This window comes from Actinoplanes sp. TBRC 11911, from assembly GCF_012933445.1.
GTDB lineage: Bacteria > Actinomycetota > Actinomycetes > Mycobacteriales > Micromonosporaceae > Actinoplanes.
The window spans coordinates 1-23669 of the sequence record NZ_JABBNC010000024.1 but is presented as its reverse complement, the minus strand read 5'-3'; the positions used below and the strand labels follow the sequence as shown (position 1 = coordinate 23669).

Here is a 23669-nt window from a genome sequence, read left to right as displayed (position 1 = left end):
GAATGACTATCGCTGTCGTCACGCCCACCGGAAATGTCGGGTCGCGGGTTCTGCAGTTGCTGGTGCAGGCGGGCATGCGGCCACGCGTGCTGGCCCGCGACCCTTCCCGACTCAAATTTCGTGATTTAGACGTGCGGCAGGGCGACCTGCTCGACGCCGGTTTCGTCGCGGACGCGCTCAAGGGTGCCGACGCGCTGTTCTGGGCCACGCCGGAGAACTTCGGCACCCCGGACCCGCAGGCCGACATGGAAACGATGGGCGCCAACGCGGCCGCCGCGGGCGTACCGAGAATCGTGCAGATCAGCAGCATCGGCGCGGAACGCCGGCACGGCGCCGGCCTGATCGACGGCCTGGCCCGCAACGAGGACCAGTTCGCCTCGTCCGGCGCTGACGTGCTGACGCTGCGCTGCGGCAACTACTTCACCAACCTGATGGGCTCGCTCGACTCGCTGCGCACCGGCACGCTGAAGACCACGATGCGCCCCGACCACCGGATGCCGTGGGTCGACCCGCGCGACGTCGCCGAGGTGGCCGCCGTCCGGTTGCTCGCCGCGAACTGGTCCGGCCACAAGGTCACCGCCGTGCACGGGCCCGCCGACCTCTCGTGGGACGAGGTGGCCGCGACGATCGGCGCCGCCGTCGGACGCCCGATCACGGTCGAGGAGATCACCGACGAGGCGATGGCGGCCACGTTGCGCGCCGAGGGCATGAGCGACAAGGCGATCACCGGCGTGGTCAGCATGCCCGCGGGCGTCCGCGACAACTTCCGCCCCGAGCAGCCGCGCGACCTGCTCACCACCACGCCGACCACGTTGGACGCCTGGGCGTACGAAAACTTGCGCCCGTTGCTGTAGTTCGCTGGCGCTATGGAGTCAGTGCTTGACGAGACGGGGTGAATTCTGCGCGGCCATACAAGTATGACCTGCGCCAAAGTCCACTTCACCGCCGTTGCTAGCCGCTCACCGCCGCAAGGCAGGTTAATCACATCAGAAAGAGCTTTCTACTGCGCGAGAGGTTACTACTGTAGACAGACGTCCCCGGGATGCGTTATGCCGCCCGATAAATCGCTTGGCTCTGGTCCGTAGCATGACATCGGGCGAGGACGATCGATGAGGACATGATGGACTCCGTAAACCTGGAACTGCCTAGCAAGACTCAGATCAACAAATGCGGCAAGCTGCTGAAGAGGGCGATGTACGGGCAGTTAACGATGACCGACGAGTCTGAGATTGAACATGCGATCGAGGTGGTCCGGCAGTTCCGTGCGGCCCACGCCTACCCGATGCTTAAAGTGAGGTCGGGCCTGACGAGCATGGTGCGCACGGAGCTGGCGGACGAGGCGGTCACTCAGCGACTCAAGCGAGTGCCGCGCATCGTCCGAAAGCTGCATCGGATGCCCAACATGCCGCTTGCGAGTCTGGAGGATGTTGGTGGCGTGCGGTCGGTATTGCTTGACGGCCCCCAGTTGGAAAAGGTCCGAGCCCGGATCATGAAGAACTGGCGCTCGCAACTGATAAGGGATCCACGGGATTACATCGAGAGCCCTAAAGACATCGGTTACCGCGCCGTGCACCTAGTCGTTGAACGAGACGGTCGAGCCATCGAGGTCCAGCTGCGGACTCGTGGCCAACAAGAGTGGGCGGAGCGTGAACCTCCCCGGCGTGGCGCTGCCGGACGCCGTAGAGGCAGCTGATGGCAGGTTGGGGCTTACCCTCAAGGACGGTGCCGGACCAGCGGAGATGGTCGAGTACTTCGCCGCCGCCGGCGAGGTGATCTTCCTTCGCGAGTATGGTAAAGAAGTGCCAGCAGCGCTGATCGATCGGTTCAACGTTGCGCGCAAGGCCGTCATCGAAGCCGGGTACTACGCAAGCTGACAGGAGGAGTTCGGATGGAAAGGCACCGCACTGTCTACTTCCTGCTCGTGTACAGCTTCGATGAGGGCAAGCTCATCGGGCAGCAAGAGTTTACGGATAGTAATGCTGCAACGACTGCCTACGGGCAGGCTGAGGCCGACCATCGGGGCAAGCTGGACAAGTTCGAGATCGTCCTGGTGGGTGCCGACAGCATCGAAACGGTCATGAAGACCCATGGGCACTACTTCCACAGCTCCGACCGGAGCCTGTTCTCCGAGTTCCTGACGGAAGATCTGCTGGCATAGCGCGTCGCCGTGGCGGTCGGGTCAACGTGTGACGGGACAGCGAACCATCGCGTTACCCCCTAGGATCACGACGTGAGTTCACCCGTGCCGGTGCCACCGTCGGATGACGATCGTCAGCGCGCTGCCGAGGTGCTACAGCGGGCCTGCGGCGACGGCCGGCTCACGCTGGAAGAGTTCGGGGTGCGGGTGGGTGCCGTGTGGGCCGCCGAGACGCATGACGAGATGGTGCGGGCCACGGCCGATCTTCTGCCCGCGCCGGTCGTCGGCTCGTCGGTCACCGTCGAGCGGGTGGTCACCGTCTTCAGTGAGAACAAGCGGCGCGGTCGCTGGCGGATGCGCTCGCCGCGGCTGGCGGTCCGGACGGTCTTCGGGAGCACCGAGCTCGACCTGCGCAGCATGATCGTCGACGAGCCGGAGGTCGAGATCGCCGGCGGCTGCTATTTCGGTGAGGTCAAGGTGATCGTGCCCGAGGGGGTCGAGGTCGAGCTCACCGGCGCGGCGATCTTCTCCTCGCGGAGCATGCAGCTCGCGCCGGTGCCGCGCGTGCCGGGCACACCCGCGATCCGGGTCCGGCTTCAGACGTGGTTCAGCTCGGTCGAGGTCGTTTCCAAGCCGTACGCGTTACCTCAGTGATCGATCGACACCCAGACCTCGTCCAGGACGCCTTGGAACTGGTCGTTGTCGAGATAGGAACCCTTGCCGCCGACGCTGACCGGCATGTCGTTGCGCACGGCCAGGTTCACCGGGATGAGCGTCGCGCCGCGCAGCCGGTCGTCCACCAGAATCACCAGGTGTGACCCGGAGCGACGGCATTCCAGCGTGTGCCAGCGATCGTCGGCCACCGACACCGAGCTGACCGCCAGGTGGATCATCGGGCTGCGATCGCCCACCAGCACGCAGCTGGGACGCCCCTGAGCGCCGTCGATCTGCAGCTTGTACTGGCTGCCCATCGCCGAATAGCCCTTCTGCAGGACGTTTTCGCCCTTGGTGGTCTCGTCCGCGGCGAGCCGCACCGACGCGCCGTAGCGCAGCGGGTGGCGGCCCGGGTTCAGCCCCGTCGTGGTCGCCGAGCGCAGCGCGATGCGCGGGCACGGCTCGTCGTCGCACGGCGGCGGGAACGCCAGCGCGCTGCCCCCGTCGTGCGCGACCGTGGTGTAACTGCCGCCGTGCCGGGACACGGGGGTCAGGTCGTGACCGTTGCCGGAGTCGTCGGCCAGCGGGAACGCGCCGTCGAACGTGTACCGGACGACGTCGCCGGTGGCCGGCGCGGCCTGGGCCGGACCCATCGCGGTGCCGGCGAGCACCAGCACGGCGGTGAAAAACGCTGCTCGGGACACCATCAGCCGAACGCGGCGAAGCGCCTCTGGGTCTGCCCGCCGATCGCGGTGAAGTCGCCGCCCGCCGCGACCGTGCCACGGGCCGGATCCACCGCGATCGCGCGAACGCCGGCGATGCCGTTCGCCTGCGGCGCCCAGTCGCTGAGCGACCCCTCCGGCTCGACCGCGGCCAGCTTGACCCGGGACACCGACTCGCCGTCGCACTCGCCGTTGCCGGCCTCGTCGCCGGCCGCGCAGGCGTGGTCGAAATGCCCGCCCACGTACGCCGTGCCGTCCAGCACCGCGATCGCCTGCGCGTCGCCGTCGAACACCCGGGTCCAGCGCGCGTCGCCGTCCAGGTCGTACGCGGCGGCGCGACCGCCCGGCCCGCCCATGGCCGCGAAGACGCCGTCCCGGTCCACCGCCACCGAGTGCACCATGGCCGGCGGCGCGGGACGGAAGTCGTCGTCGAGCGAACCGGTGGCGGCGTCCACACGCGACAGCCGGTGCCGGAAGCTCCCGCCGAGGTAGACCTGCCCGTCGTAGTAGGCGAGCGAGTTCACCGTGTTGTCCAGCCGGGGCGCCCACGAAGCGTCGAGCACCCCGGTTTCCAGCGAGAACGCCGCGGCCCGCGACCGGGCGGAGCCGTCCACCCGGCTGATCGACCCGGCCGCGTACAACCGGCCGTCGCCGACCGCGAGGGTCCGCACGCCGCCGTCCACCCCGTGCTCGAAGCTCTCCACCGAACCGCTGTCCGCGTCGATCCCGGCCAGCGCGTCCCGCCGGTCGCCGTCGACCTCGTTGAAGTCCCCGCCGGCGTAGACCGAGTCCCCGGCGACGGCCAGGGCGCGCACGGTGTCGTCGGCCGAGGGCGCCCAGTCGAGCAGCTTGCCGCTGGTGGCGTCGAAGGCCGCCAGGTGCTCGCGGGCGACCGACCGGCCGTCGTTCAAGGCACGGGTGAACGACCCGCCGACGTATACGGTGTCGCCCCGATACGCGATCGCGTAGACCGATCCGTTGAACGACGGAGTGGCGCCGGCCGCGCTGCCGACCGCCGCGGCCGCCGGGCACGCCACCGAAAGGGTCGCGAGGGCCGCGAGGCCGGCGACCACCGTTGACATTCGCACGCCCGGCTAACGCGCGTAAGCACGGTCAGGATGCGCCCGGGTCGAACCGGTACCCCATCCCGGGTTCGGTGCGCAGGTGTGCCGGGTGGGCCGGGTCGCGTTCCAGCTTGCGGCGCAGCCGGGCCATGTATTGCCGCAGGTAGTTCGTCTCGGTCTGGTACTGCGGGCCCCACAGGTCACGCAGCAGCGTGCGCCGCCCGATCAGCTTGCCGGGGTTGCGCAGCAGGTATTCCAGCAGCTGCCATTCGGTCGGGGTCAGCTTCACGCCGCCGGACACGGTTCGGGCCGCCAAATCCACCGTGTGGTCGCCGATCGTCACGATCGGGTCGGCCGAGCCGGCCGGGTGCAGCCGCCGGGTCACCGCGCGGATCCGGGCGAGCAGCTCGTCCACGCCGAACGGCTTGGTCATGTAGTCGTCCGCGCCGGCGTCCAGGGCGGCCACCTTGTCGGCGCTGTCCACCCGGCCGGAGAGCACGATGATCGGCACCGAGCTCCAGCCGCGCAGCCCGCGGATCACCTCGGCGCCCTCCACGTCGGGCAGGCCGAGGTCGAGCACGACCAGGTCCGGTGGCCGGTGCGCGGCCAGCCGCAGCGCGGTCCCGCCGTCCGGTGCGGTGTCCACCTCGTAGCCCCGGGCTCGCAGGTTGATGCGTACCGCTCGTACTAGTTGGGGTTCATCGTCGACGACCAGGATCCGGGTCATGAAAGACCGCCGGCCGGCAAGGAGAGAACCATGGTGAGACCGCCTCCGGGTGTTGCTGACGGCGTGAGGGTGCCGCCCATCGCCTCGGTCAAGCCGCGGGAGAGGGCCAGGCCGAGCCCGACGCCGGTGTGGTTGTCGTGGTCGCCGAGCCGCTGGAAGGGCAGGAACACGTCGTCCCACCGGTCTTCCGGGATGCCCGGGCCGTGATCGATGACGCGCAGCTCGACGCTGTCGCCGAAGGTGCTGCCGGTGATCACCGGCGGCTGGTCGTGCGGGCTGTAGCGCAACGCGTTGCCGATGACGTTCACCAGAATCCGTTCCAGCAGACCCGGATCGGCGTGCACCGCGGGCAATTCGGGCGGCAGCTGGGAGATGACCGTGCCGCCCAGGTCGTCGAGAGCCCGGGGCACGACCTCCTCCAGGCCGACGTCGACCGCGGTGATGCCGAGCACGCCCGCCTGCAGCCGGCTCATGTCGAGCAGGTTGGCCACCAGCCGGTCCAGCCGGTTGAGCGACACGTCAGCGGTTTCCAGCAGCTCGTGCCGGTCCTCCTCGTCGAAGTGCACCTCGTCGCTGAGCAGCCCGGCCACGGCGGCCTTGGCGCTGGCCAGCGGCGTCCGCAAATCGTGGCTGACCGCGGCCAGCAAGGCGGTGCGCATCTTGTCCGCCTCGGCCAGCGGTTTGGCCGCGGCCGCCTCGGCGCTCAGCCGTTCCTGCTGCAACGCGAGCGCCGCCTGGGCCGCGAACGCCTCCAGGATCCGGCGATCGGACGCGTCCAGCGGGTGCCCGCGCAGCAGCAGCCGGTGGTGGTCGTCGATGATGACCTCGGCGTCCGCGGTGTTCGGGTCGGTGCACGGGTCGCCCACGCAGGAGGCCACCTTGCCGTCCTCGAGCAGCGTCACCGAGTCGAGGCTGAACGTCTCGCGCAGTCGTTCCAGCAGCCGTTCGCCACGGATCACGCTGCCCGCGATGGTGGCCAGCGTCTGTGACTCGGCGGACGACGTCGCGGCCTGCCGGGTCTTGCGGGCGGCGGTGTCCACCACCCAGCTCACCGCCAGACCCACCGCCACGAAGATGGCCAGGGCCAGCAGGTTATCCGCGGCGGCGATGGTGAACCTGCCGATCGGCGGGGTGAAGAACCAGTTCAGCAGCAGCGAGCCGAACACCGCGGCCAGTAGCGCCGGCCAGAGCCCGCCGACCAGCGACACCGCCACGACCGCGAACAGGAACAGCAGGATGTCGTTGGTCAGGCTGATCGGCGGCAGCACGTGCAGCAGGCCGGTCAGGGCGGGCAGGCCGAACACCACCAGGGCGAAGCCGGCGATGCGCCGCCGCAGCGAGAGGGCCGGCGAGACGCTGCGCAGGCTGCGGCCCTTGCGGGCCCGCTCGTGCGTGACCAGGTGCACGTCGATCGAGCCGGCCAGCGCGGTGGTGGTCGCGCCGACGCCGGCGGTGAGCGCCTGGGCGAGCTTGCTGCGCCGGCTCGCACCCACCACGATCTGGGTGGCGTTGACCGCCCGGGCGAAATCGAGCAGGGCGCGCGGCACGTCGGCGCCGACCACCTGGTGGTACGTGCCGCCGAGGCTCTCCACGAGCACCCGCTGCTTGGCCAGCTCGGCGGGGCTGGCGCCGGCCAGCCCGTCGTTGCGGGCCACGTGCACCGCGAGCAGGTCGGCGCCCTTGTTGCGAGCGGCGATCCGGGCCGCGCGCCGGATCAGGCTGGCGCCCTCCGGACCGCCGGTCAGGCCGACCACCACCCGCTCGCGGGTTTCCCAGGTCTTGTCGATCCCGTGGTCGGCCCGGTATTTATCCAGCTGATCGTCCACCTTGCCGGCCAGCCACAGCAGGGCCAGCTCACGCAGCGCGGTGAGGTTGCCGGTCCGGAAGTAGTTGCCCAGCGCCGCGTCGATCTTCTCGGGCTGGTAGATGTTGCCGTGCGCCATCCGGCGGCGGAGTGCCTCCGGCGTCATGTCGACGAGCTCGACCTGCTCGGCCTGGCGCACGATCGCGTCCGGCACGGTTTCCTTCTGCTCGATGCCGGTGATCTGGGTGACCACGTCGTTGAGCGATTCCAGGTGCTGCACGTTCACCGTGGTGAGCACGCTGATCCCGGCGTCCAGCAGCTCCTGGACGTCCTGCCAGCGCTTGGCGTTGCGAGAGCCGGGGATGTTGGTGTGCGCGTACTCGTCGACCACCGCGATCTCCGGCTTGCGGGCCAGCACGGCGTCGATGTCCATCTCGCTGAAGGTGGCACCCCGGTAGGTCACTTCCCGCCGGGGCACCACCTCCAGATCGCCGATCATGGCGGCGGTGTGTTTGCGCCCATGGGTCTCGATGAGGCCGATCACCACGTCGGTCCCGCGTTCGGCCCGCCGGTGCGCCTCTTCGAGCATGGTGTAGGTCTTGCCGACGCCGGGGGCGGCGCCGAGATAGATCCGCAATTCTCCGCGAGCCATGTCTGCCTTTACTTCTGGCCCTGGTCCAAGGCGATGTTGAGCTCGAGCACGTTCACGCCCGGCTCACCCATGAAACCGAGCGTCCGTCCATCAGTGTGCGCCTTGATCAGCTGATGTACCTGATCCAAGGTCAAGCCACGCTCCCGGGCGATCCGGGGCGCCTGCAGATCGGCGTACTGCGGGCTGATGTCCGGGTCGAGGCCGCTGCCGCTCGCGGTGACCGCGTCGGCCGGGACGGCCGGCTTCGCCGGCGCGTCGCCCCGGATCGGGGTCATCACCGCGCCCTCGGCCTGGTAGTCGACGTCGTTCTGGGCCGGCTCGACCTTGACACCCTGGTAGGTGTCCAGGAACGGCGTCCCGGTCTCGTTGACCGCGACGACCCGCGTGATCGGGCCGGTGAAACCGCCACTGCGGAACACCCCGAGGACGGCGCCGGTGCCGTCCGGGGCACAGAACGGCCGGGCCCCGGACACGCCCTCCAGCTTGCCGATGTCCAGGCTTCGCGTGCAGACCTGGGTGAGCAGGCTCTGCGACGCGTCGTCCGGGTTCTTGGAGAGGGTGTCGACGATGCTCTCCGGGCCCAGGTTGCTGGCCGAGGTCGACGTCGGGTCGTACCCGTCACCCGCGGCCGAGGGCCGGCTCTGGAAGTATTTCGGTATCGGGTTGCCGTCCTTGTCGGTGAACAACTGGCCGATGAGCTTGCTGCCGACCTTGTTGTCGGCCACGGTGATCATCGAGCCGTTCGCGCGGCTGTCCAGGCCCGGAAGCTTGCCGACCGCGACCATGACCAGCGGGTACGCCAGCCCTAGAACGATGGTGAACACGATCACCGCGCGGAGCGCCGCGACGTGCTGGGAAATCCACGAAGGGAGTCGCATCTCAGAACCCCGGAATGAACTGGACGATGAGGTCGATGAGCTTGATACAGATGAACGGCAGGATGACGCCGCCCACGCCGTAGATCCACAGGTTGCGCCGCAGCAGCGCGCTCGCGCTCGACGGCCGGTACCGGACGCCGCGCAACGCCAGCGGGATCAGCGCCACGATGATCAACGCGTTGAAGATGACCGCGGAGAGGATCGCCGATTCCGGCGAGTGCAACCGCATGATGTTGAGCGTGTTCAGGCCCGGGTACACCCCCGCGAACATCGCCGGGATGATGGCGAAGTACTTGGCGATGTCGTTGGTGATCGAGAAGGTGGTCAAGGCACCGCGGGTGATCAGCAACTGCTTGCCGATCTCCACGATCTCGATCAGCTTCGTCGGGTCCGAGTCGAGGTCGACCATGTTGCCGGCCTCCTTCGCGGCCGACGTGCCGGTGTTCATGGCCACGCCGACGTCCGCCTGAGCCAGCGCGGGCGCGTCGTTGGTGCCGTCACCGGTCATCGCGACCAGCCGGCCGCCCTCCTGCTCCTTGCGGATCAGGGCGAGCTTGTCCTCCGGCGTCGCCTCGGCCAGGAAGTCGTCGACTCCGGCCTCCTCGGCGATGGCCCGCGCGGTACGCGGGTTGTCACCGGTGATCATCACGGTCCGGATGCCCATCTTGCGCATCTCGTCGAACCGGGCCCGCATGCCGGACTTCACCACGTCCTTGAGGTGGATGACGCCGAGCACCCGGTTGCCCTCGGCGACCACCAGCGGCGTACCGCCGGACGAGCTGATCCCGTCGACGATCTCGCCGACCGCTTCGGTCGGGTGACCGCCGTTGTCCCGGACCCACTTCATGACCGCGGCCGCGGCACCCTTGCGGATCTGCCGGCCGCCGAGGTCGATGCCGCTCATCCGGGTCTGCGCGGTGAACGGGACGAACGTCGCCTCGGTCATCAGACCGGGCTCACGCTCCCGCAGGCCGTACTCGTTCTTGGCGAACACGACCACCGAGCGCCCTTCCGGCGTCTCGTCGGCGAGGCTGGAGAGTTGCGCGGCGTCGGCGAGTTCCTGCGGATCCACCCCGGGGGCCGGGATGAAGGCGCTGGCCTGCCGGTTGCCCAGCGTGATGGTGCCGGTCTTGTCCAGCAGCAGGGTGTTGACGTCGCCGGCCGCCTCGACCGCACGACCCGACATGGCGAGCACGTTGCGCTGCACCAGACGGTCCATGCCGGCGATACCGATGGCCGACAGCAGCGCGCCGATGGTGGTGGGGATCAGACAGACCAGCAGCGAGACCAGCACGATGCCGGTGACGCCGTGCGCGTTGATCGCCTGCGTGTTCGGGGCCGCGGCCTGGAACCCCTTCGAGAAGATGGCCAGCGGCTGGAGGGTCACCACGGACAGCAGGAAGATGATCGTGAGCGCGGCGAGCAGGATGTTCAGCGCGATCTCGTTCGGTGTCTTCTGCCGGTTGGCGCCCTCGACCAGGGCGATCATCCGATCGATGAAGCTCTCGCCGGGCTTCTGGGTGATCTGGACGACGATCTCGTCGCTGAGCACCTTGGTGCCGCCGGTGACCGCGGACCGGTCGCCGCCGGACTCCCGGATCACCGGGGCCGACTCGCCGGTGATCGCCGACTCGTCGACGCTGGCGATGCCCTCGATGACGTCGCCGTCACCGGGGATGATCTCGCCGGCCGCGACGACGACCACGTCACCCTGCTTCAGCTCGGGTGCCGGGACCGAACGGCCGTCCCGCAAGCGGGCCACCGTGTCCTGCCGGGCGGCGCGCAGCGCGGCGGCCTGCGCCTTGCCGCGGCCCTCGGCCACCGCCTCGGCCAGGTTGGCGAAGACGACGGTCAGCCAGAGCCAGACCGTGGTGACCCAGGCGAAGGTGCTCGGGTTGGCGATGGACAGCACGGTGGTGAACACCGCGCCGACCTCGACGATGAACATGACGGGGTTGCGCCACATGACGCGGGGGTCGAGCTTGACCAGGGCGTCCGGCAGCGAGCGCCACAGCTGGCCCGGGTCCAGCAGACCCGCCTTGACAGCGGTGGGCCTGGAGTTGTCCTCAGTGCGTGCGGGTTTCTCCGCAGTGACGGTCATTTAAAAGGCCTCCGCGAGGGGTCCCAGCGCGATGGCGGGGAAGAAGGTCAGCGCGACAACCACGATGGAGACGCCGACGACCATTCCGACGAACAGGGGTTTGTGAGTGGGCATGGTGCCCTCGGATGCGGGTACGGCCTGCTGTTTCGCGAGCGAACCGGCCAAGGCCATGACCAGGACCAGCGGTAGGAAGCGGCCGATCAGCATGGCGAGGCCGAGCGACGTGTCCCACCAGCCGGTGTTCACGGTGATGCCGCCGAACGCCGAGCCGTTGTTGTTGCCGGCGCTGGTGAAGGCGTACAGGACCTCGGAGAGACCGTGCGCGCCGGTATTGAGCGCGGTGGAGTTGTGGCCGGTCATGAACGCCAGTGCGGTGCCGATGAGCACCACCGCCGGTGTCGTCAGGATGTAGAGCGAGGCGAGTTTCATCTCGCGGCCGGTGATCTTCTTGCCCAGGTACTCCGGGGTGCGGCCGACCATCAGGCCGGCCACGAAGACCGTGATCACGGCGAGGATGAGGATGCCGTACAGACCGGAACCGACACCGCCGGGAGCGACCTCACCGAGCATCATGTTCAGCATCGGCATCATGCCACCGAGCGCGGTGTACGAGTCGTGGAACCCGTCCACGGCACCGGTCGACGTGAGTGTCGTCGCGGCGCCGAAGGTCGCCGAGTTGGGGACGCCGAATCTGACTTCCTTGCCTTCCATGGCCGCACTGACCGCTTGGGGTACCGTGCCGCCCGCGTGCACCTCGAAGCCGACGGTGAGGGCGATGCTGGCCAGCGCGATCACGCCGGCCACCGCGAGGATCGCGTAGCCCTGGCGGTTCTGCCCGACCATCCGGCCGAAGACCCGCGGCAGGCTGAACGGGATCAGGAAGATCAGGAAGATCTGGATCCAGTTCGTCCACGCGGTCGGGTTCTCGAACGGGTGCGCCGAGTTCGCGTTGTAGAAGCCGCCGCCGTTGGTGCCCAGTTCCTTGATTACCTCCTGGGACGCCACCGGGCCGCCGGTGATGTGCTGGGTGCCGCCGACCAGGGTGGTCACGTCGGTGCCGCCGGACAGGTTCTGCACCATGCCGGCCGCGATGAAGACGATCGCGAAGATGACCGAGATCGGCAGCAGGACGCGGATCGTGATCCGGGTCAGGTCGACCCAGAAGTTGCCCAGCGTCTGCGTCTTGCGCGCGGCGAAGCCCCGGACCAGCGCGATCGCCACGGCGATACCGACGCTGGCGGACACGAAGTTCTGGACCGAGAGGCCGGCCATCTGGACCAGGTGGCCCATGGTCGACTCACCGGAGTAGTCCTGCCAGTTCGTGTTGGTCACGAAGCTGACCGCGGTGTTCCACGCCCCATGCGGGTTCACATTGGACATGCCCAGAGACAGTGGCAGATGGCTCTGGATACGCAGGAACAGATAGAGGAAGAGGATCGAGACCGCCGAGAACGCGAGCACGCTGCGGGCATAGACGCCCCAGGTCTGCTCGGAGTTCGGGTCGATCCCGACCAGACGATAGATACCGCGCTCGACGACACTGTTTCGTTTCCCGGACACCACTCGGTACATGAAGTCACCGAAGGGCCGGTACACCACGGCGAGCGCGAGTATCAGCGTGATGACGAACAGCCACCCGGCCATCAGAACCGCTCCGGGAACAGGAGGGCCGCGACCAGGAAGACGGCCAGGATGATGGCGACGATGCCGCCGACGACGTTGACGGGACTCATCAGCGTTCTACCGCCTTGACGAGCCACGCCAGCGCGACGAAAAGCACCACCGTGAGTACGACGAAGCCAAGATCGGCCACTGCACTGCTCCTTGACGAGGGGTTTCTCGGTTGCGCAAGAAGCGAAGCGCGGCGGGGCGGCCGTCAACAGGGGTGTTAATGGCATGGCTACGAGGCGGCTGGCTTTTTTCACGCGCTGTTGACGCGCGACGCGAGCCGCCTCGGTGAACCGTCGCTATGCCGCGGGTGCGTGGTCCCAGGCGAGGGCTCGTTCCGACCGGTGCCACAGCCAGCGCAGCGCCTCGTCGTCGTAGACCTCCGGCGCCGCGTCCGCGCGGAAGTGACCCTCGTAGTAGAAGTACTTGCCGGTGTCCAGGACCGCCGCGGCAGCATCGCGTACGGGTAAGCCGCCCATGCCGTAGAACTCGGTGAAAGCGCCGGTGTCGACGTATCCGGGGTGCACCGCGACGGCGTCGATCGGGTCCTCGACCGCGACCCGCAGGCAGCGCGTGAACATGGTCAGGGCGAGCTTGGCCTTCGCGTACGCCCCGCGCGGCGTGACCGGGGTGAGCCCCAGCGTCGCCTCCCGGTGCAGCGCCGAGGTCACCGAGATGACCCGGCCGCGGGCCGCCTTCAGCCCGGGCGCGAGGAGCCGGGTCAACGCGTAGTGGCCCAGGTAGTTGACGTTCCACGACTCGGCGATCGGGGTGGCCGCGCCGGCGTTGTTGACCAGCAGGTCAAGCGCGGCGTGCCGGCGGTCCAGGTACTTGCCGAGCGAGACCACGTCGGCGAGCCGGCGGAAGTCGGCAGCGACCGGCTCCAGCAGGTGCGGGTCGACGCCGTCCCGGATCAGCCCGGCCACGGCGGCGTGCGCCTGGCTGGGCGTGGGGCCGTGCACGATGACGAAACTGTCCCGGAGCGCCAGCCGGCGGGCGACCTCGTAGCCGATCCCGTGTGTGGCGCCGGTAACCATTGCGATGCTCCTCACCTAGCCAACTGTCTGCGTGCGGTTGACGAGCGGCAACGGCTGTTGACAGACCCTTTACGTGAACAGATTGTCAACGTTCGCGAGGTGGCTGTACCTAGTCCGTGAACGGATAGCGAAATCGGCCGCCCGGCGCGGTGCCATGAAGGCATGGCACGGAACGACTCGGGGTGGGCCTTCGGGCTCGCCGGTGGATGTGTAGCGGTGATCGGCGCGGCTTTCCTGGCCGCGGCGGTCAGCACGGATATGCACGGCCGCCTGATCGTGCTGGCTCTCGCCGCCGGCGTGATCGCGGCGCGGACCGTGGACTGGCGTGCCTGCCTCGGCTCGACCGCCTTCGCCGCGCTCGTCTACGTCGGCTTCCTCGCCGGACACCAGGGCGTGCTGACCGGCGACGAGCCCGCGTGGGCGTACACGCTGGTGATCGGTTTTGCCGCCCTGCTCGGACGCGGGCAGCGCTGGATGCACGCGGTGCGGCAGCCGCATGATCGGCTGCAAGCCAGGATGACGAGGCACTAGACTCGCTACCAGGTGAGCCGGGAAGCCTGGTCGGCAGACGTTTCGCCGACCCCTCAGGAGGCCCGTTGCCCGCCCGCCGGCTAGCCGACGCCTTGCGTACCGAGACGATCGGCGGCGTCCTGCTGATCGCCGCCGCCCTGATCGGGCTGGTCTGGGCCAACACGCCGTGGGCGTCGGCGTATACCGACATCTCGCAGTACAAGATCGGCTATCTCAACCTGGCCGGCTGGTCCGCAGAGGGTCTGCTGGCGATCTTCTTCTTCGTGGCCGGGCTCGAGCTCAAGCGCGAGTTCGCCGTCGGTGACCTGCGCGACCCGAAACGGGCGGTGCTCCCGATCGCCGCCGCGGTCGGTGGCATGGCCGTCCCCGCGCTGATCTACACCCTGATCAACCTGGGTGGCGCGGTCCGCGGGTGGGCGATACCCAGCGCCACCGACATCGCGTTCGCGCTGGCCGTGCTCGCCGTGATCGGCAAGCATCTGCCGCCCGCCCTGCGCACCTTCCTGCTGACCCTGGCCGTGGTGGACGACCTGCTGGCGATCATCATCATCGCGGTCTTCTACACGGCCTCGCTGCACGTGCTGTGGTTGCTGCTGGCACTGGTCCCGCTCACGCTGTTCGCTCTGGCGGTGCGGCGCTTCCCGCGAACGTATCTGCTGCTGCCGCTGGCCGTCGCGACGTGGGCGCTGGTGCACGAGTCCGGAGTGCACGCCACGGTCGCCGGGGTGCTGCTCGCGTTCACCGTCCCGGTGGCCGCCACCGAGAGCGTCGAACACCGGTGGCGGCCGGTGTCGGCGGGGATCGCGGTGCCGGTCTTCGCGTTCTTCGCGGCCGGGGTCTCGATCTCCGGCGGTTTCGGGGCGAGCCTGCGCGACCGGATCACCATCGGGGTCGTCTGCGGGCTGGTCCTCGGCAAGACCATCGGGATCACCGCGGCGACCTGGCTGGTGCAGCGCTTCACCCGGGCCGAGCTGGCCGAGGAACTGCGCTGGCCGCACGTGATCGGGCTCGGCATGCTGGGCGGCGTCGGCTTCACCGTGTCGCTGCTCATCGGCGAGCTGGCCTTCGGCGCCGGCACCGAACAGGACGACCACGCCAAGATCGGGGTGCTGCTGGGCTCGGTGATCTCCGCCGTGCTCGCCGCCGTCCTGCTGAACACGATGCGGCAAAAGGGCCGCCCTCGCGGGCGGCCCTGACGTCATTCGAAGATGTCGCGTTTCGGCAGCATCAGCCGCGCCCGGTTGTGCCACACGCTGACCACGGCGGCGCTGCCCTTGTCGTAGTGGTAGGCGCCGGTCCCGGCGAACGCGATCAGATCACCCGGCCCGACGTCACCCGGCAGCATCACCGGTGTGCCGGCCAGCACCATCGGCCGCAGCGGTGCCCGCGAGGCGCGTCCGATCAGGGTCGCCGGGTGTTCGCCGCCGCAGGTGCAGTCCGGTCCGTTCACGGTGCCGTCGTCGAGCATCCGGTAGATCGAGATGCCGGCCGGGCCGACCAGCGCACGCCCGGGGGAGACGCTCAGCTTCGGCGACACGATGCCGTACCGGTCCACGGCCAGGGCCAGCACGCCCCGGATCCGGGCCGCGAACGCCGCGGTGGCGAAGTCGTCGGAGTAGCCGCCGCCGAGGTTGAGGGCGGGCACCGGCGTACGGAAACGGGCTTGAACGACCGCGCAGAACGCCGCCGCCTCGCGCACGTGGGCCTCGTAGCCGCCGAAGCGGCTGAGCCGGTGCCCGATCGAGAAGTCGAGCCCGGCGAACGTCAGGTTGCGGGCCCGGATGATGCGGCCCAGCGCGGCGAGCGTGGCGCCCGAGCCGAGCTTGAACCCGCCGGTTGTGGCCGACGAGCCGACCCGGAGCAGGACCGGCAGGCCGTGCGGCGCCCGGTCGATGAGGGCGGTGATCTCGGCGTTGGTGCGGGCCACCACGGTGGCGCCGTGCGCGAACGCGGCCTCCATGTCCTCGACCGATTTCCGGACACCGGTGAGCGTCACCCGCTCGCCGGGGATGCCCGCGGACACGGCGGTGGTCAGCGCGCCGCACCCGCTGGCGAAGATGCCCAGCCCCGAGTCGGCGATCCAACGGGCCAGGCCGTGGTTCAGGCCGGCCTTGGCGCTGTACGAGACGGCGTCCGCCCCGAACGCGGTGGCGTACGCGGCGCACCGGTCCCGGACCACTTCCTCATCGAGCACGTGCAGCGGCGTTCCGTACTCGATGGCGAGCGCGGCGAGGGGGGAATTCGCCGGCGCCGCGAACGTCCGCAGCGACGGCAGTAGATCAGCAAGGGTCATGAGATGACAGTCCGCCGCGGCGCGCGCGAGGGGCAGGGGCGGATACGGGACGTTGACGCTCCGGGCGTCGTTGTTGACGGTTTTTAACACATCGACTACACGCTTGTGTAGTAGCCTACACGCGTGAGTAGCCCATCGGATCTGACCGCTCGCGCCCGCATCCGGGACTCCGCCATCGCGCTGATGGCGGAGCGTGGCATCGACGGCGCGACTGTCCGTGACATCGCCGAGGCGGCCGGGGTGTCCTCCGGCCTGCTGCGCCACCATTTCGGCTCGAAGGAGGGGCTGCGGGACGCCTGCGACGAGTACGCGCTGAACGTGCTCACCGGCATTGGCAAGCGGTTCACCGATCTGATGATCATCGATCGGGTTACGCCCGAGGTGCTCCAGATGCAGCGTTACCTGGTGCGTTCCATGATGGATGGCTCGCCGGCCGGTAACGCTCTGTTCGATCGCATGATCGAGTACGGCGAGGAGTTCCTGCAAGTCGCCGACCTCAAGCTGAACGACCCGCGCGGCTACATCGCCGTCATCAGCGTCATGAAGATGTCGCTCTACACGATGCGGGAGCAGCTGTCCCGCACGCTCGGCCAGGACGTCGGCACCCCGGCGGGTTGGAACCGGGTCCTGCTGGCCTCGCTGGAGATCTTCACGAACCAGATCATCACCCCTGAGCAGGCCGAACAGGCGCGGCGTGCGCTATCCCCCGAGGAGTAGGAAATGACCGAGGCCATCGATGCCGAGGGACTCATCAAGCGGTTCGGCAAGGTACCGGCTCTGGACGGGCTCGACCTGCACGTCCGGACCGGCGAGGTGCACGGTTTTCTGGGCCCGAACGGGGCCGGCAAGACCACCACGATCCGGATCCTGCTGGGGCTGATGCGCCACGACGGCGGGCACGCCCGGCTTCTCGGCGGTGATCCCTGGGCCGAGGCCACGGCGTTGCACCGCCGGTTGGCGTACGTGCCGGGCGACGTCACCCTCTGGCCGAACCTGACCGGGGGTGAGGTCATCGACCTGCTCGGCCGATTACGCGGCGGGCTCGACCGGGCGCGCCGGGCCGAGCTGCTGGAACGCTTCGAGCTGGACCCGCGCAAGAAGGGCCGGACGTATTCGAAGGGCAACCGGCAGAAGGTGGCGCTGGTGGCGGCGCTCGCGTCCGATGTGGAGCTGCTGATCCTGGACGAGCCGACCAGCGGCCTGGACCCGCTCATGGAAGAGGTCTTCCGCGAGGTCATCCTGCAGGAGAAACGGCGCGGCGACCGGACGGTGCTGCTGTCCAGCCACATCCTGGCCGAGGTCGAGGCGCTCTGCGACCGGCTGACGATCATCCGGGACGGCCGCACGGTCGAGACCGGCACGCTGCAGGACATGCGGCACCTGACCCGCACGACGATCCAGGCCGAGCTGGCCGGGCCGGTGGACGGGCTGGCGAGCCTGGCGGGCGTGCACGACCTGCGCACCGACAACGGGCGGGTGCGCTTCGATGTGGACACCGACGCGCTCGAACCGGCTTTGCGGACGCTGGTCCAGGTCGGCGTGCGCAGCCTGGTCAGCGCGCCGCCGTCGCTCGAGGAGCTGTTCCTGCGGCAGTACCAGCGGGGCGACAGATGACCGGCACCGGCAAGCTCATCCGTCTCATCCTGCGGCGCGACCGGTTCATCATGCCGCTGTGGGTGCTGGTGCTCGGCATCGTGCCCGCGGGCTACGTCAGCGCGTTCGAGGGCCTCTTCCCCACCGATCAAGAGCGGATTGCGTACGCCCAGACGAGCGCGACAAACGCCGGATTTGTCAGTTTATATGGGCAGTTGCACGGCGATTCGCTCGGCGAGCTGGTGGCGTGGCGTTCCGGCTTTCTCCCCGTCATCATCGGCCTGTTCGCCGCGCTGACCGTCATCCGGCACACCCGCACCGACGAGGAACTGGGCCGCACCGAGCTGATCGGCGCCGCCGCCGTCGGCCGCCAGGCCCAGCTCGCGGCAGCCCTGATCACCACCGCGGCGGCCGGCGTCGTCCTCGGCCTGGTGCTGTTCCTCGGCATGATCGGCAGCGGCCTGCCGGCGGCCGGTGCGCTGGCCTTCGGCGCCGAGTTCACCGCCAGCGCCTGGATCTTCGCGGCGCTCGCCGGGATCGCCGCCCAGCTCACCAGCGGCGCCCGCAGCGCCCGCACGCTCGTCGTGCTGGCGATCGGCGTGTCCTATGTGCTGCGCATCGTCGGCGACACCTCGGCGATCGGCGACAACGGCAGCCTCTCCTTCGCCGCGTGGCTGAGCCCGCTCGGCTGGGTGACGCACGTGTTCGCGTTCCAGGCGAACGCCTGGTGGCCCCTTGCGCTGAGCGCGCTGTTCAGCGTCGTCGCGGTGATCGTCGCAGTCGTGCTGCTCGGCCACCGTGATCTGGGTTCCGGGATGCTGCCCTCGCGCCTCGGGCGGCCGGCCGCCGCGGCCTGGTTACGGACGGCGCCGGCGCTGGCCTGGCGGCTGCACCGCGGCCTGCTGATCGGCTGGACTCTGGGATTCGCGCTGCTGGGCATCGTCTTCGGCGGCGTCGGCAGCAGCGTGCTGGCCATCGCCGAGGACAACAAGGGCCTGTCCGACATCCTGGGCGATCTCGGCGGCGCGTCCTCGCTGGCCGACAACTACTTCGCCGGTACGGCCGGGCTGGTCGGCCTGATCGCGTCCTGCTACGCCGTGCAGGCCACCCTGCGACTGCGCGACGAGGAGCAGAAGGGCCACGCCGAGGCGGTTCTCACCACGTCCGTCTCGCGCTGGACGTGGGCCGCGAGCCATCTGCTGTTCTCGCTGATCGGACCGGCCGTGGTCCTGCTGGCCGAGGGCGTCGCGGCCGGCCTGACCTACGACCGCGCCCGGCTCGGCGACATCCTCACCGGCACGATGGTGCAGCTGCCGGCGGTGTGGGTGCTGGCCGCGATCGCCGTGCTGCTGTTCGGGGTGGTGCCCCGGTTGTCGCTCGTGGCCTGGGCGCCGCCGGCGATCTGCCTGCTGGTGCTGCTGGTGGGTGGCACGCTGCGGCTCGACCAGTGGGTGCTGGACATCTCGCCGTTCACCCACGTGCCGCACGTGCCCGGCGGCTCGGTGACGGCCCTGCCGCTGGTGACGCTGACCGCGGTGGCGCTCGTGCTCACCTTCACCGGCCTGGGCGGCCTGCGCCGCCGCAACATCCCGGACTGAGCGGCCTCGGCCGCCTAGCCGCCTTGCCCCTCGCCGCCGGCCGTTTCCCGGCGGCGAGCCGGGGTCAGCCCAACCCGCGAAGCCGGGGGAGAAGGGCGGCGGTCGCTTCCAACCGCGCGAGGTCGCCGCCGCGCGGCATGAAGATGACATCGGTGAAGCCCGCGCCGGCGAACTTCTCGACCGCCCGCAACGTGTCGTCGTCGGTGCCGGGCAGCGGGAACTGAATCGCCCGCCGGAGCGTGGCCGGGTCGCGACCGATCGTCGCACAATGCCGGTCCAGGACCGCCGCGAGGCGTACGAGGTCGCCCGGCTCGGCGTCGAAGGTCGCGTTCAGCCAGCCGTCCGCCCGCTCGGCCACGATGCGCAGGCCGTACCGTTCGCCGTTGCTGGCCAGCCAGAGCGGCAGGTGCGGCTGCAGCGGCTTCGGGTCGGATTGCGCGCGGCGTAACCGATAGTGGCTGCCGTCGAAGTCGCTCTCCGGCTCGGTCCACAGCAGACGGAGGACCTGAGCGGCCTCGTCGAGTCGTTCGACGCGTTCGCGCGCCGGACGATCGGGGAGGCCGAGCATCCCGTCCGCGGCCGGATCGCCGCCCGCCCCCAGCCCGACGGTCAGCCGGCCGCCGCTGAGATGGTCCACCGTGGCGGCCATCTTGGCGAGGATCGCCGGATGCCGGTAACCGTTTCCGGTGACCAGCGTGCCGAGCCGGACCCGGCTGGTGGCCTGCGCCATCGCGGCCAGCGTCGTCCAGGCCTCGAAGATGTCGCCGCGGCGGTCCCGGCCCATCGCCAGGAAGTGGTCGAACACCCAGCAACTGTCGAAGCCCGCCTCCTCGACCGAGGTCCACAGCCGGCGATACCCGTCGATGGCGAAGTGCTGCTGGGAGGCTTTCCAGCCGAACGTGAGGGTCATGAAACGACAGCCTACCCGATAATCAGTTTAGCTGACGATCTGCCGGCCTGCGCTATCGTGTCGCCATGTCCGCCGATACCCCGCAGCTCCACGACCGGCTCGGTTACCTGCTCAAGCACGCCCAGCTGCGGCTGGCCGAGCACGCCGGACCGGCCCTCGCGCCGCTCGGCGTCACCGGCCGCGATCTGGCGGTGCTCACGGTTCTGGACACCGCGGTGCCGCTCGCGCAGCAGCAGGCGGCGAGCCGGCTCGGCATCGACCGCACCACCATGGTCGAGCTCGTCGACCAGCTCGAGGGCCGCGGGCTGGTCGCGCGCGGCCCCGACCCGGCCGACCGCCGCCGCAACCTGGTGCAGCTGACCGGCGAGGGCCGGCGGGTCCTGACCGACGGGGCGCGCGCGACCCGGGCGGCCGAGAGCACCTTCCTCGCGGCGCTCGACCCGGCGGCGGCCGAGCAGTTCCGCAAGTCCCTCAAGCTGCTGCTTGGCGTCGACTGAGCAGTGCGGGCTATTTGTGCTTGCGGAGCGACTTCAGCGTGGCGCGGGCGTCCTTCGCGGACTTGCGGATCGTCTGGACGCTCGCCTTGATGGCGTCGCCGTCCGGGCCGGGCCGCAGCGCCAGCAACGCGTCGACCTTGCCGGACAAGGACTTCGTCACGTCGGCGGACTTCAGCTTGTCCGCTGCCACGAGCTCGGTGTCGATCGCCGCGGTCAGGCGCACCTTCGGCCCGGTCAGCAGGAACACGCGGTAGTCCTGCACCATGGCCTTGGCGTCCGTCTTCAACGCCGCCCTGGTCGTCTCCTGCTGGACCTTCGCGCGCAACGTGGTCAGCCCCGCGGTCTGGTCGTCGATCAGATTGTCGAGTGTGGACCGGTGGGCCGGCTGCACCTGCTTGGCGTCGGCGAGCGCGCTGTCGAACTTCTTGAGGGCCGCGAGGCGCTTGTCGATGCGCGTCGTCACGGCGTGCTTTACGGCGTCGACACCCCGATCGGTGTCGGCGGCGGACGCGGGGGCGCTCGCCACCAGGCCTAGTCCGATCGCGGCGACGCCTGCTACCGCCGTACGGGAAATGCGGTTCATTCTTTTCCTCAATCCTGGTCGGCGAGCGGCTGGCTGTCCGCGTTCAGTTGGTTGTCCACCTCGGTGAGGAGGCTGTCCACATCGTCGGCACTGGTCGTCGCCGCCGGCACCGGTGCCGTGGCATGCTGCTGCCGGGCGCAGCCACCGAGCAGCAGCGCGCCCAGCAGCAGCCCGCCGAGCGCCAGGCGGGCGGCAAAACGGGTGACGTTCATGCGCCGAATCCTGGCGAGCGCGGATTATCGGAATGCCAGGCTTTTGTAAGGGTTCGGTCAGGAGCGCTCGGGCAGCACCCGCTCCTCGTGGTCCAGCTCCCGCTCCAGGATGCGCAGGCCGTCGTCGTTGAGGTTGCCCGCGTCCCGCCAGCGCAGCAGCTCCTCGCGCTGCGCCCCGATCACCGCGCGCCGCACCATCAGCGTCGCCTCGTACTGCGGTGAGGTCGGCACCTCGTCGTCGGCCTCGGCGTTCTCCAGCATGTCGAGCCGTTTGCGATAACGGTCCAGCCGGATCTCCAGTTGCCGGCGCATGTTCTCGATCGCGCGGTCCTCGATGTGGTCGTGCTTCTCCTGCTGGATCTCGTCGAGGCGGTCCAGCGCCGCCCGCACCGCCGCCGAGCGTGCCTCGTTGCGCTCGCGGGCCAGGTCGTTGCGGTTCGCCCGGACGCCGAGCCGGCGCACCAGCGGCGCGAACGTCAGACCCTGCCCGACCAGCGTGACCAGCACGACCACGAACGCACAGAACTGCAGAAGACCATGCTGCGGTACGGCGTCGGTCAGCGTGAAGATCGCGGCGAGGCTGATGACACCGCGGGTCCCGGCCCAGCTGAGCACCGTGACCTCGGTGCCGCTGAGCGCCTTGTCGAGGATGCGGGACTCGCCCTCGCCGCCCAGCCGGGTGTGCAGCGAGCCGGGCAGCATCTGGGTAAGGATCAGCCAGAGCGGGCGCAGCAGCAGCACCACCCCGAGCGACACCCCGAGCGCGGCCAGGATGGTGCCGACGTCGTGGTCCGCGAGGTCCCGGATGACCCGCGGCAACTGCTGCCCGATCAGCAGGAAGACGATGCCCTCCAGCAGGAAACCGACCAGCCGCCACACCGCGTTGGTCTGGATTCGGCTGGCCGCAGCCGCATACCGCGGCGAGTCATGCCCGATGATCAGGCCGGCCACGACCACCGCGAGCACGCCGGACACATGCACCGAAACCCCCAGCAGGTACGCCCCGAAGGGTGTCGCCAGCGAGATGGCGTTCGCGGTGAGCGGGTCACCACGGAAGTGCCGCAGCCAGCGGACCACGAGCGCGACCAGCACGCCCGCCACCACCCCGCCGACCGACACCAGGAAGAACTGGCCGGTCGCCTGCGGGGCGTCGAACCCGTCGCCCTCGGCCGCGGCGACCGCGACGGTGAGGATCGTCAGCGCCGTCCCGTCGTTGAGCAGCCCCTCACCCTGGATGATCGTGACCAGGTTCGTCGGCAGCCCGGCGCGGCGACCGACCGCGAGCGCCGCCACCGGGTCCGGTGGTGCGACGGCCGCCCCGAGCGCGACGCCGGCGGCCAGGGTCCCGCCGGCCACCAGCAGATGGAAACCGACCCCCACGAGCAACGCGGTGGCGAAGACCAGCAGCACCGACAAACTGATCACGGTGCGCAGATTGCGGCGTATGTCCAGCAGCGAGGAATCCAGCGCCGCGATGTAGAGCAGCGGCGGGATGATGTACGTGAGGACGATCTCGGGGTCGAGCACCAGGTTGGGGCCGGGCAGCACCGCGTAGACGATCCCGATCACGGTGAGCAGCGCGGCGGACGGCAGCCCGGTCTTGTCGGCGATCCGCCTGACGACGACGATCACCGCGACCGCACCCAGGATGAACAGCAGTGTTTCCTCGGCGTCCACCTGCTCATATTGATGCAAAAACCGGCCCGGCGCCCTCGCGCCGGACCGGTCTGTGAGACGACGAACTCAGTAGCGGTAGTGATCCGGCTTGTACGGGCCGTTCACGTCGACGCCCAGGTATTCGGCCTGCTTCTTGGTGAGTGTGGTCAGGTGTACGCCCAGCGCGTCCAGGTGCAGCCGCGCGACTTTCTCGTCGAGGTGTTTGGGCAGCACGTAGACCTGCTTGTCGTACTCGCCCGGCTTGGTCCAGAGCTCGATCTGGGCCATCACCTGGTTGGTGAACGAGTTCGACATGACGAAGCTGGGGTGGCCGGTGGCGTTGCCCAGGTTC

Annotated in this window: 26 protein-coding genes; 11 read left to right on the top strand and 15 right to left on the bottom strand. The window is 69.4% G+C overall.

The genetic code is table 11. The features are described 5' to 3' along the window. Nucleotides 1-2: 2 nt before the first annotated feature. The 5 genes from HH310_RS27780 (at nucleotide 3) to HH310_RS45505 (ending at nucleotide 2791) form a co-directional block, all read left to right on the top strand. Nucleotides 3-854, top strand: a complete 852-nt coding sequence (locus tag HH310_RS27780) for an NAD(P)H-binding protein (RefSeq protein ID WP_169178618.1) — start codon at nucleotides 3-5, stop codon at nucleotides 852-854. A gap of 263 nt (nucleotides 855-1117) precedes the next feature. Continuing rightward, on the top strand, nucleotides 1118-1693 hold the full coding sequence (locus HH310_RS27775; RefSeq protein ID WP_169178617.1) for a RelA/SpoT domain-containing protein: 576 nt from the start codon (nucleotides 1118-1120) through the stop codon (nucleotides 1691-1693). Next, nucleotides 1662-1874, top strand: a complete 213-nt coding sequence (locus HH310_RS27770) for a hypothetical protein (RefSeq protein ID WP_169178616.1) — start codon at nucleotides 1662-1664, stop codon at nucleotides 1872-1874. Before HH310_RS27775 ends, HH310_RS27770 begins: the two co-directional genes overlap by 32 nt. A 14-nt stretch (nucleotides 1875-1888) precedes the next feature. Then, nucleotides 1889-2158, top strand: a complete 270-nt coding sequence (locus tag HH310_RS27765) for a hypothetical protein (protein WP_169178615.1) — start codon at nucleotides 1889-1891, stop codon at nucleotides 2156-2158. A gap of 72 nt (nucleotides 2159-2230) precedes the next feature. Further along, on the top strand, nucleotides 2231-2791 hold the full coding sequence (locus HH310_RS45505) for a DUF1707 domain-containing protein (protein WP_312034362.1): 561 nt from the start codon (nucleotides 2231-2233) through the stop codon (nucleotides 2789-2791). On the opposite strand, the gene HH310_RS27755 is transcribed toward HH310_RS45505, so the two are convergent. The 9 genes from HH310_RS27755 to HH310_RS27715 form a co-directional block, all read right to left on the bottom strand. Beyond that, nucleotides 2785-3498, bottom strand: coding sequence for a LamG domain-containing protein (locus tag HH310_RS27755; protein WP_248294482.1), 714 nt, complete (start codon nucleotides 3496-3498; stop codon nucleotides 2785-2787). The genes HH310_RS45505 and HH310_RS27755 overlap by 7 nt on opposite strands. Further along, entirely contained in the window at nucleotides 3498-4595 is a 1098-nt protein-coding gene (locus HH310_RS27750) for a hypothetical protein (protein ID WP_169178614.1), read from the bottom strand. Before HH310_RS27750 ends, HH310_RS27755 begins: the two co-directional genes overlap by 1 nt. Nucleotides 4596-4626: 31 nt before the next feature. Next, nucleotides 4627-5304, bottom strand: coding sequence for a response regulator (locus HH310_RS27745; protein ID WP_169178613.1), 678 nt, complete (start codon nucleotides 5302-5304; stop codon nucleotides 4627-4629). Continuing rightward, nucleotides 5301-7760, bottom strand: a complete 2460-nt coding sequence (locus tag HH310_RS27740) for a DUF4118 domain-containing protein (RefSeq protein WP_169178612.1) — start codon at nucleotides 7758-7760, stop codon at nucleotides 5301-5303. Before HH310_RS27740 ends, HH310_RS27745 begins: the two co-directional genes overlap by 4 nt. An 8-nt stretch (nucleotides 7761-7768) precedes the next feature. Next, nucleotides 7769-8638, bottom strand: a complete 870-nt coding sequence (locus HH310_RS27735) for a potassium-transporting ATPase subunit C (RefSeq protein ID WP_169178611.1) — start codon at nucleotides 8636-8638, stop codon at nucleotides 7769-7771. A 1-nt stretch (nucleotide 8639) separates the two neighbouring features. After that, complete coding sequence (kdpB, locus tag HH310_RS27730; protein WP_169178610.1) at nucleotides 8640-10739, bottom strand: potassium-transporting ATPase subunit KdpB; 2100 nt, start codon at nucleotides 10737-10739, stop codon at nucleotides 8640-8642. Then, nucleotides 10740-12383, bottom strand: coding sequence for a potassium-transporting ATPase subunit KdpA (gene kdpA / locus HH310_RS27725; protein ID WP_169178609.1), 1644 nt, complete (start codon nucleotides 12381-12383; stop codon nucleotides 10740-10742). It abuts the gene before it with no gap. Next, nucleotides 12383-12472 carry a K(+)-transporting ATPase subunit F gene (kdpF, locus tag HH310_RS27720; protein WP_169178608.1) on the bottom strand — a complete coding sequence of 30 codons (90 nt, stop codon included), beginning with the start codon at nucleotides 12470-12472 and terminating at the stop codon, nucleotides 12383-12385. The genes kdpA and kdpF overlap by 1 nt, the downstream gene beginning before the upstream one ends. A 234-nt stretch (nucleotides 12473-12706) precedes the next feature. Beyond that, complete coding sequence (locus HH310_RS27715; protein ID WP_169178607.1) at nucleotides 12707-13459, bottom strand: SDR family NAD(P)-dependent oxidoreductase; 753 nt, start codon at nucleotides 13457-13459, stop codon at nucleotides 12707-12709. A gap of 147 nt (nucleotides 13460-13606) precedes the next feature. Here HH310_RS27715 and HH310_RS27710 point away from each other — a divergent pair, with 147 nt between their 5' ends. Then, on the top strand, nucleotides 13607-13975 hold the full coding sequence (locus HH310_RS27710) for a hypothetical protein (protein ID WP_169178606.1): 369 nt from the start codon (nucleotides 13607-13609) through the stop codon (nucleotides 13973-13975). 65 nt (nucleotides 13976-14040) lie between these two features. Beyond that, entirely contained in the window at nucleotides 14041-15171 is a 1131-nt protein-coding gene (nhaA, locus tag HH310_RS27705) for a Na+/H+ antiporter NhaA (protein WP_248294481.1), read from the top strand. Between the two features lie 2 nt (nucleotides 15172-15173). Here nhaA and HH310_RS27700 read toward each other — a convergent pair whose 3' ends face one another. Then, nucleotides 15174-16268 carry a hypothetical protein gene (locus HH310_RS27700; protein ID WP_169178605.1) on the bottom strand — a complete coding sequence of 365 codons (1095 nt, stop codon included), beginning with the start codon at nucleotides 16266-16268 and terminating at the stop codon, nucleotides 15174-15176. 123 nt (nucleotides 16269-16391) lie between these two features. Here HH310_RS27700 and HH310_RS27695 point away from each other — a divergent pair, with 123 nt between their 5' ends. The 3 genes from HH310_RS27695 to HH310_RS27685 are packed head-to-tail and all read left to right on the top strand — an operon-like array spanning nucleotide 16392 to nucleotide 19459. Further along, nucleotides 16392-16985 (top strand): TetR/AcrR family transcriptional regulator, encoded by a 594-nt coding sequence (locus tag HH310_RS27695; protein WP_169178604.1) that lies wholly within the window; start codon nucleotides 16392-16394, stop codon nucleotides 16983-16985. Between the two features lie 3 nt (nucleotides 16986-16988). Further along, a complete protein-coding gene (locus HH310_RS27690) occupies nucleotides 16989-17882 on the top strand; it encodes an ABC transporter ATP-binding protein (RefSeq protein ID WP_169178603.1) in 894 nt (297 codons plus the stop codon). Next, entirely contained in the window at nucleotides 17879-19459 is a 1581-nt protein-coding gene (locus HH310_RS27685) for an ABC transporter permease (RefSeq protein ID WP_169178602.1), read from the top strand. Before HH310_RS27690 ends, HH310_RS27685 begins: the two co-directional genes overlap by 4 nt. Before the next feature lie 64 nt (nucleotides 19460-19523). Here the strand turns inward: HH310_RS27685 and HH310_RS27680 are convergent, their stop codons facing one another. Beyond that, nucleotides 19524-20369, bottom strand: coding sequence for an LLM class flavin-dependent oxidoreductase (locus HH310_RS27680; RefSeq protein WP_169178601.1), 846 nt, complete (start codon nucleotides 20367-20369; stop codon nucleotides 19524-19526). 65 nt (nucleotides 20370-20434) lie between these two features. On the opposite strand from HH310_RS27680, the gene HH310_RS27675 reads away from it, so the two are divergent. Further along, complete coding sequence (locus tag HH310_RS27675; protein ID WP_169178600.1) at nucleotides 20435-20866, top strand: MarR family winged helix-turn-helix transcriptional regulator; 432 nt, start codon at nucleotides 20435-20437, stop codon at nucleotides 20864-20866. 10 nt (nucleotides 20867-20876) lie between these two features. Here HH310_RS27675 and HH310_RS27670 read toward each other — a convergent pair whose 3' ends face one another. From HH310_RS27670 to HH310_RS27655, 4 genes are all read right to left on the bottom strand, one after another. After that, nucleotides 20877-21449 (bottom strand): hypothetical protein, encoded by a 573-nt coding sequence (locus tag HH310_RS27670; protein WP_169178599.1) that lies wholly within the window; start codon nucleotides 21447-21449, stop codon nucleotides 20877-20879. A gap of 8 nt (nucleotides 21450-21457) precedes the next feature. After that, nucleotides 21458-21661: a hypothetical protein gene (locus HH310_RS27665; protein ID WP_169178598.1), complete on the bottom strand. Its 204-nt coding sequence runs from the start codon at nucleotides 21659-21661 to the stop codon at nucleotides 21458-21460. Between the two features lie 57 nt (nucleotides 21662-21718). Further along, nucleotides 21719-23338, bottom strand: coding sequence for a Na+/H+ antiporter (locus HH310_RS27660; RefSeq protein ID WP_169178597.1), 1620 nt, complete (start codon nucleotides 23336-23338; stop codon nucleotides 21719-21721). Between the two features lie 66 nt (nucleotides 23339-23404). Continuing rightward, nucleotides 23405-23669 (bottom strand): adenosylhomocysteinase (locus HH310_RS27655; RefSeq protein WP_211192704.1); only part of this gene is annotated, 265 nt, incomplete at its 5' end.

What these genes read in the sequence shown, in the direction of transcription:
- HH310_RS27780 (WP_169178618.1), top strand. Translation starts at nt 3, where the DNA reads ATGACTATCGCTGTCGTCACGCCCACCGGAAATGTCGGGTCGCGGGTT.
- HH310_RS27775 (WP_169178617.1), top strand. Translation starts at nt 1,118, where the DNA reads ATGATGGACTCCGTAAACCTGGAACTGCCTAGCAAGACTCAGATCAAC.
- HH310_RS27765 (WP_169178615.1), top strand. Translation starts at nt 1,889, where the DNA reads ATGGAAAGGCACCGCACTGTCTACTTCCTGCTCGTGTACAGCTTCGAT.
- HH310_RS27755 (WP_248294482.1), bottom strand. Translation starts at nt 3,498, where the DNA reads ATGGTGTCCCGAGCAGCGTTTTTCACCGCCGTGCTGGTGCTCGCCGGC.
- HH310_RS27750 (WP_169178614.1), bottom strand. Translation starts at nt 4,595, where the DNA reads ATGTCAACGGTGGTCGCCGGCCTCGCGGCCCTCGCGACCCTTTCGGTG.
- HH310_RS27745 (WP_169178613.1), bottom strand. Translation starts at nt 5,304, where the DNA reads ATGACCCGGATCCTGGTCGTCGACGATGAACCCCAACTAGTACGAGCG.
- HH310_RS27740 (WP_169178612.1), bottom strand. Translation starts at nt 7,760, where the DNA reads ATGGCTCGCGGAGAATTGCGGATCTATCTCGGCGCCGCCCCCGGCGTC.
- HH310_RS27735 (WP_169178611.1), bottom strand. Translation starts at nt 8,638, where the DNA reads ATGCGACTCCCTTCGTGGATTTCCCAGCACGTCGCGGCGCTCCGCGCG.
- kdpB (WP_169178610.1), bottom strand. Translation starts at nt 10,739, where the DNA reads ATGACCGTCACTGCGGAGAAACCCGCACGCACTGAGGACAACTCCAGG.
- kdpA (WP_169178609.1), bottom strand. Translation starts at nt 12,383, where the DNA reads ATGGCCGGGTGGCTGTTCGTCATCACGCTGATACTCGCGCTCGCCGTG.
- kdpF (WP_169178608.1), bottom strand. Translation starts at nt 12,472, where the DNA reads ATGAGTCCCGTCAACGTCGTCGGCGGCATCGTCGCCATCATCCTGGCC.
- HH310_RS27710 (WP_169178606.1), top strand. Translation starts at nt 13,607, where the DNA reads ATGGCACGGAACGACTCGGGGTGGGCCTTCGGGCTCGCCGGTGGATGT.
- HH310_RS27700 (WP_169178605.1), bottom strand. Translation starts at nt 16,268, where the DNA reads ATGACCCTTGCTGATCTACTGCCGTCGCTGCGGACGTTCGCGGCGCCG.
- HH310_RS27690 (WP_169178603.1), top strand. Translation starts at nt 16,989, where the DNA reads ATGACCGAGGCCATCGATGCCGAGGGACTCATCAAGCGGTTCGGCAAG.
- HH310_RS27685 (WP_169178602.1), top strand. Translation starts at nt 17,879, where the DNA reads ATGACCGGCACCGGCAAGCTCATCCGTCTCATCCTGCGGCGCGACCGG.
- HH310_RS27680 (WP_169178601.1), bottom strand. Translation starts at nt 20,369, where the DNA reads ATGACCCTCACGTTCGGCTGGAAAGCCTCCCAGCAGCACTTCGCCATC.
- HH310_RS27675 (WP_169178600.1), top strand. Translation starts at nt 20,435, where the DNA reads ATGTCCGCCGATACCCCGCAGCTCCACGACCGGCTCGGTTACCTGCTC.
- HH310_RS27670 (WP_169178599.1), bottom strand. Translation starts at nt 21,449, where the DNA reads ATGAACCGCATTTCCCGTACGGCGGTAGCAGGCGTCGCCGCGATCGGA.
- HH310_RS27665 (WP_169178598.1), bottom strand. Translation starts at nt 21,661, where the DNA reads ATGAACGTCACCCGTTTTGCCGCCCGCCTGGCGCTCGGCGGGCTGCTG.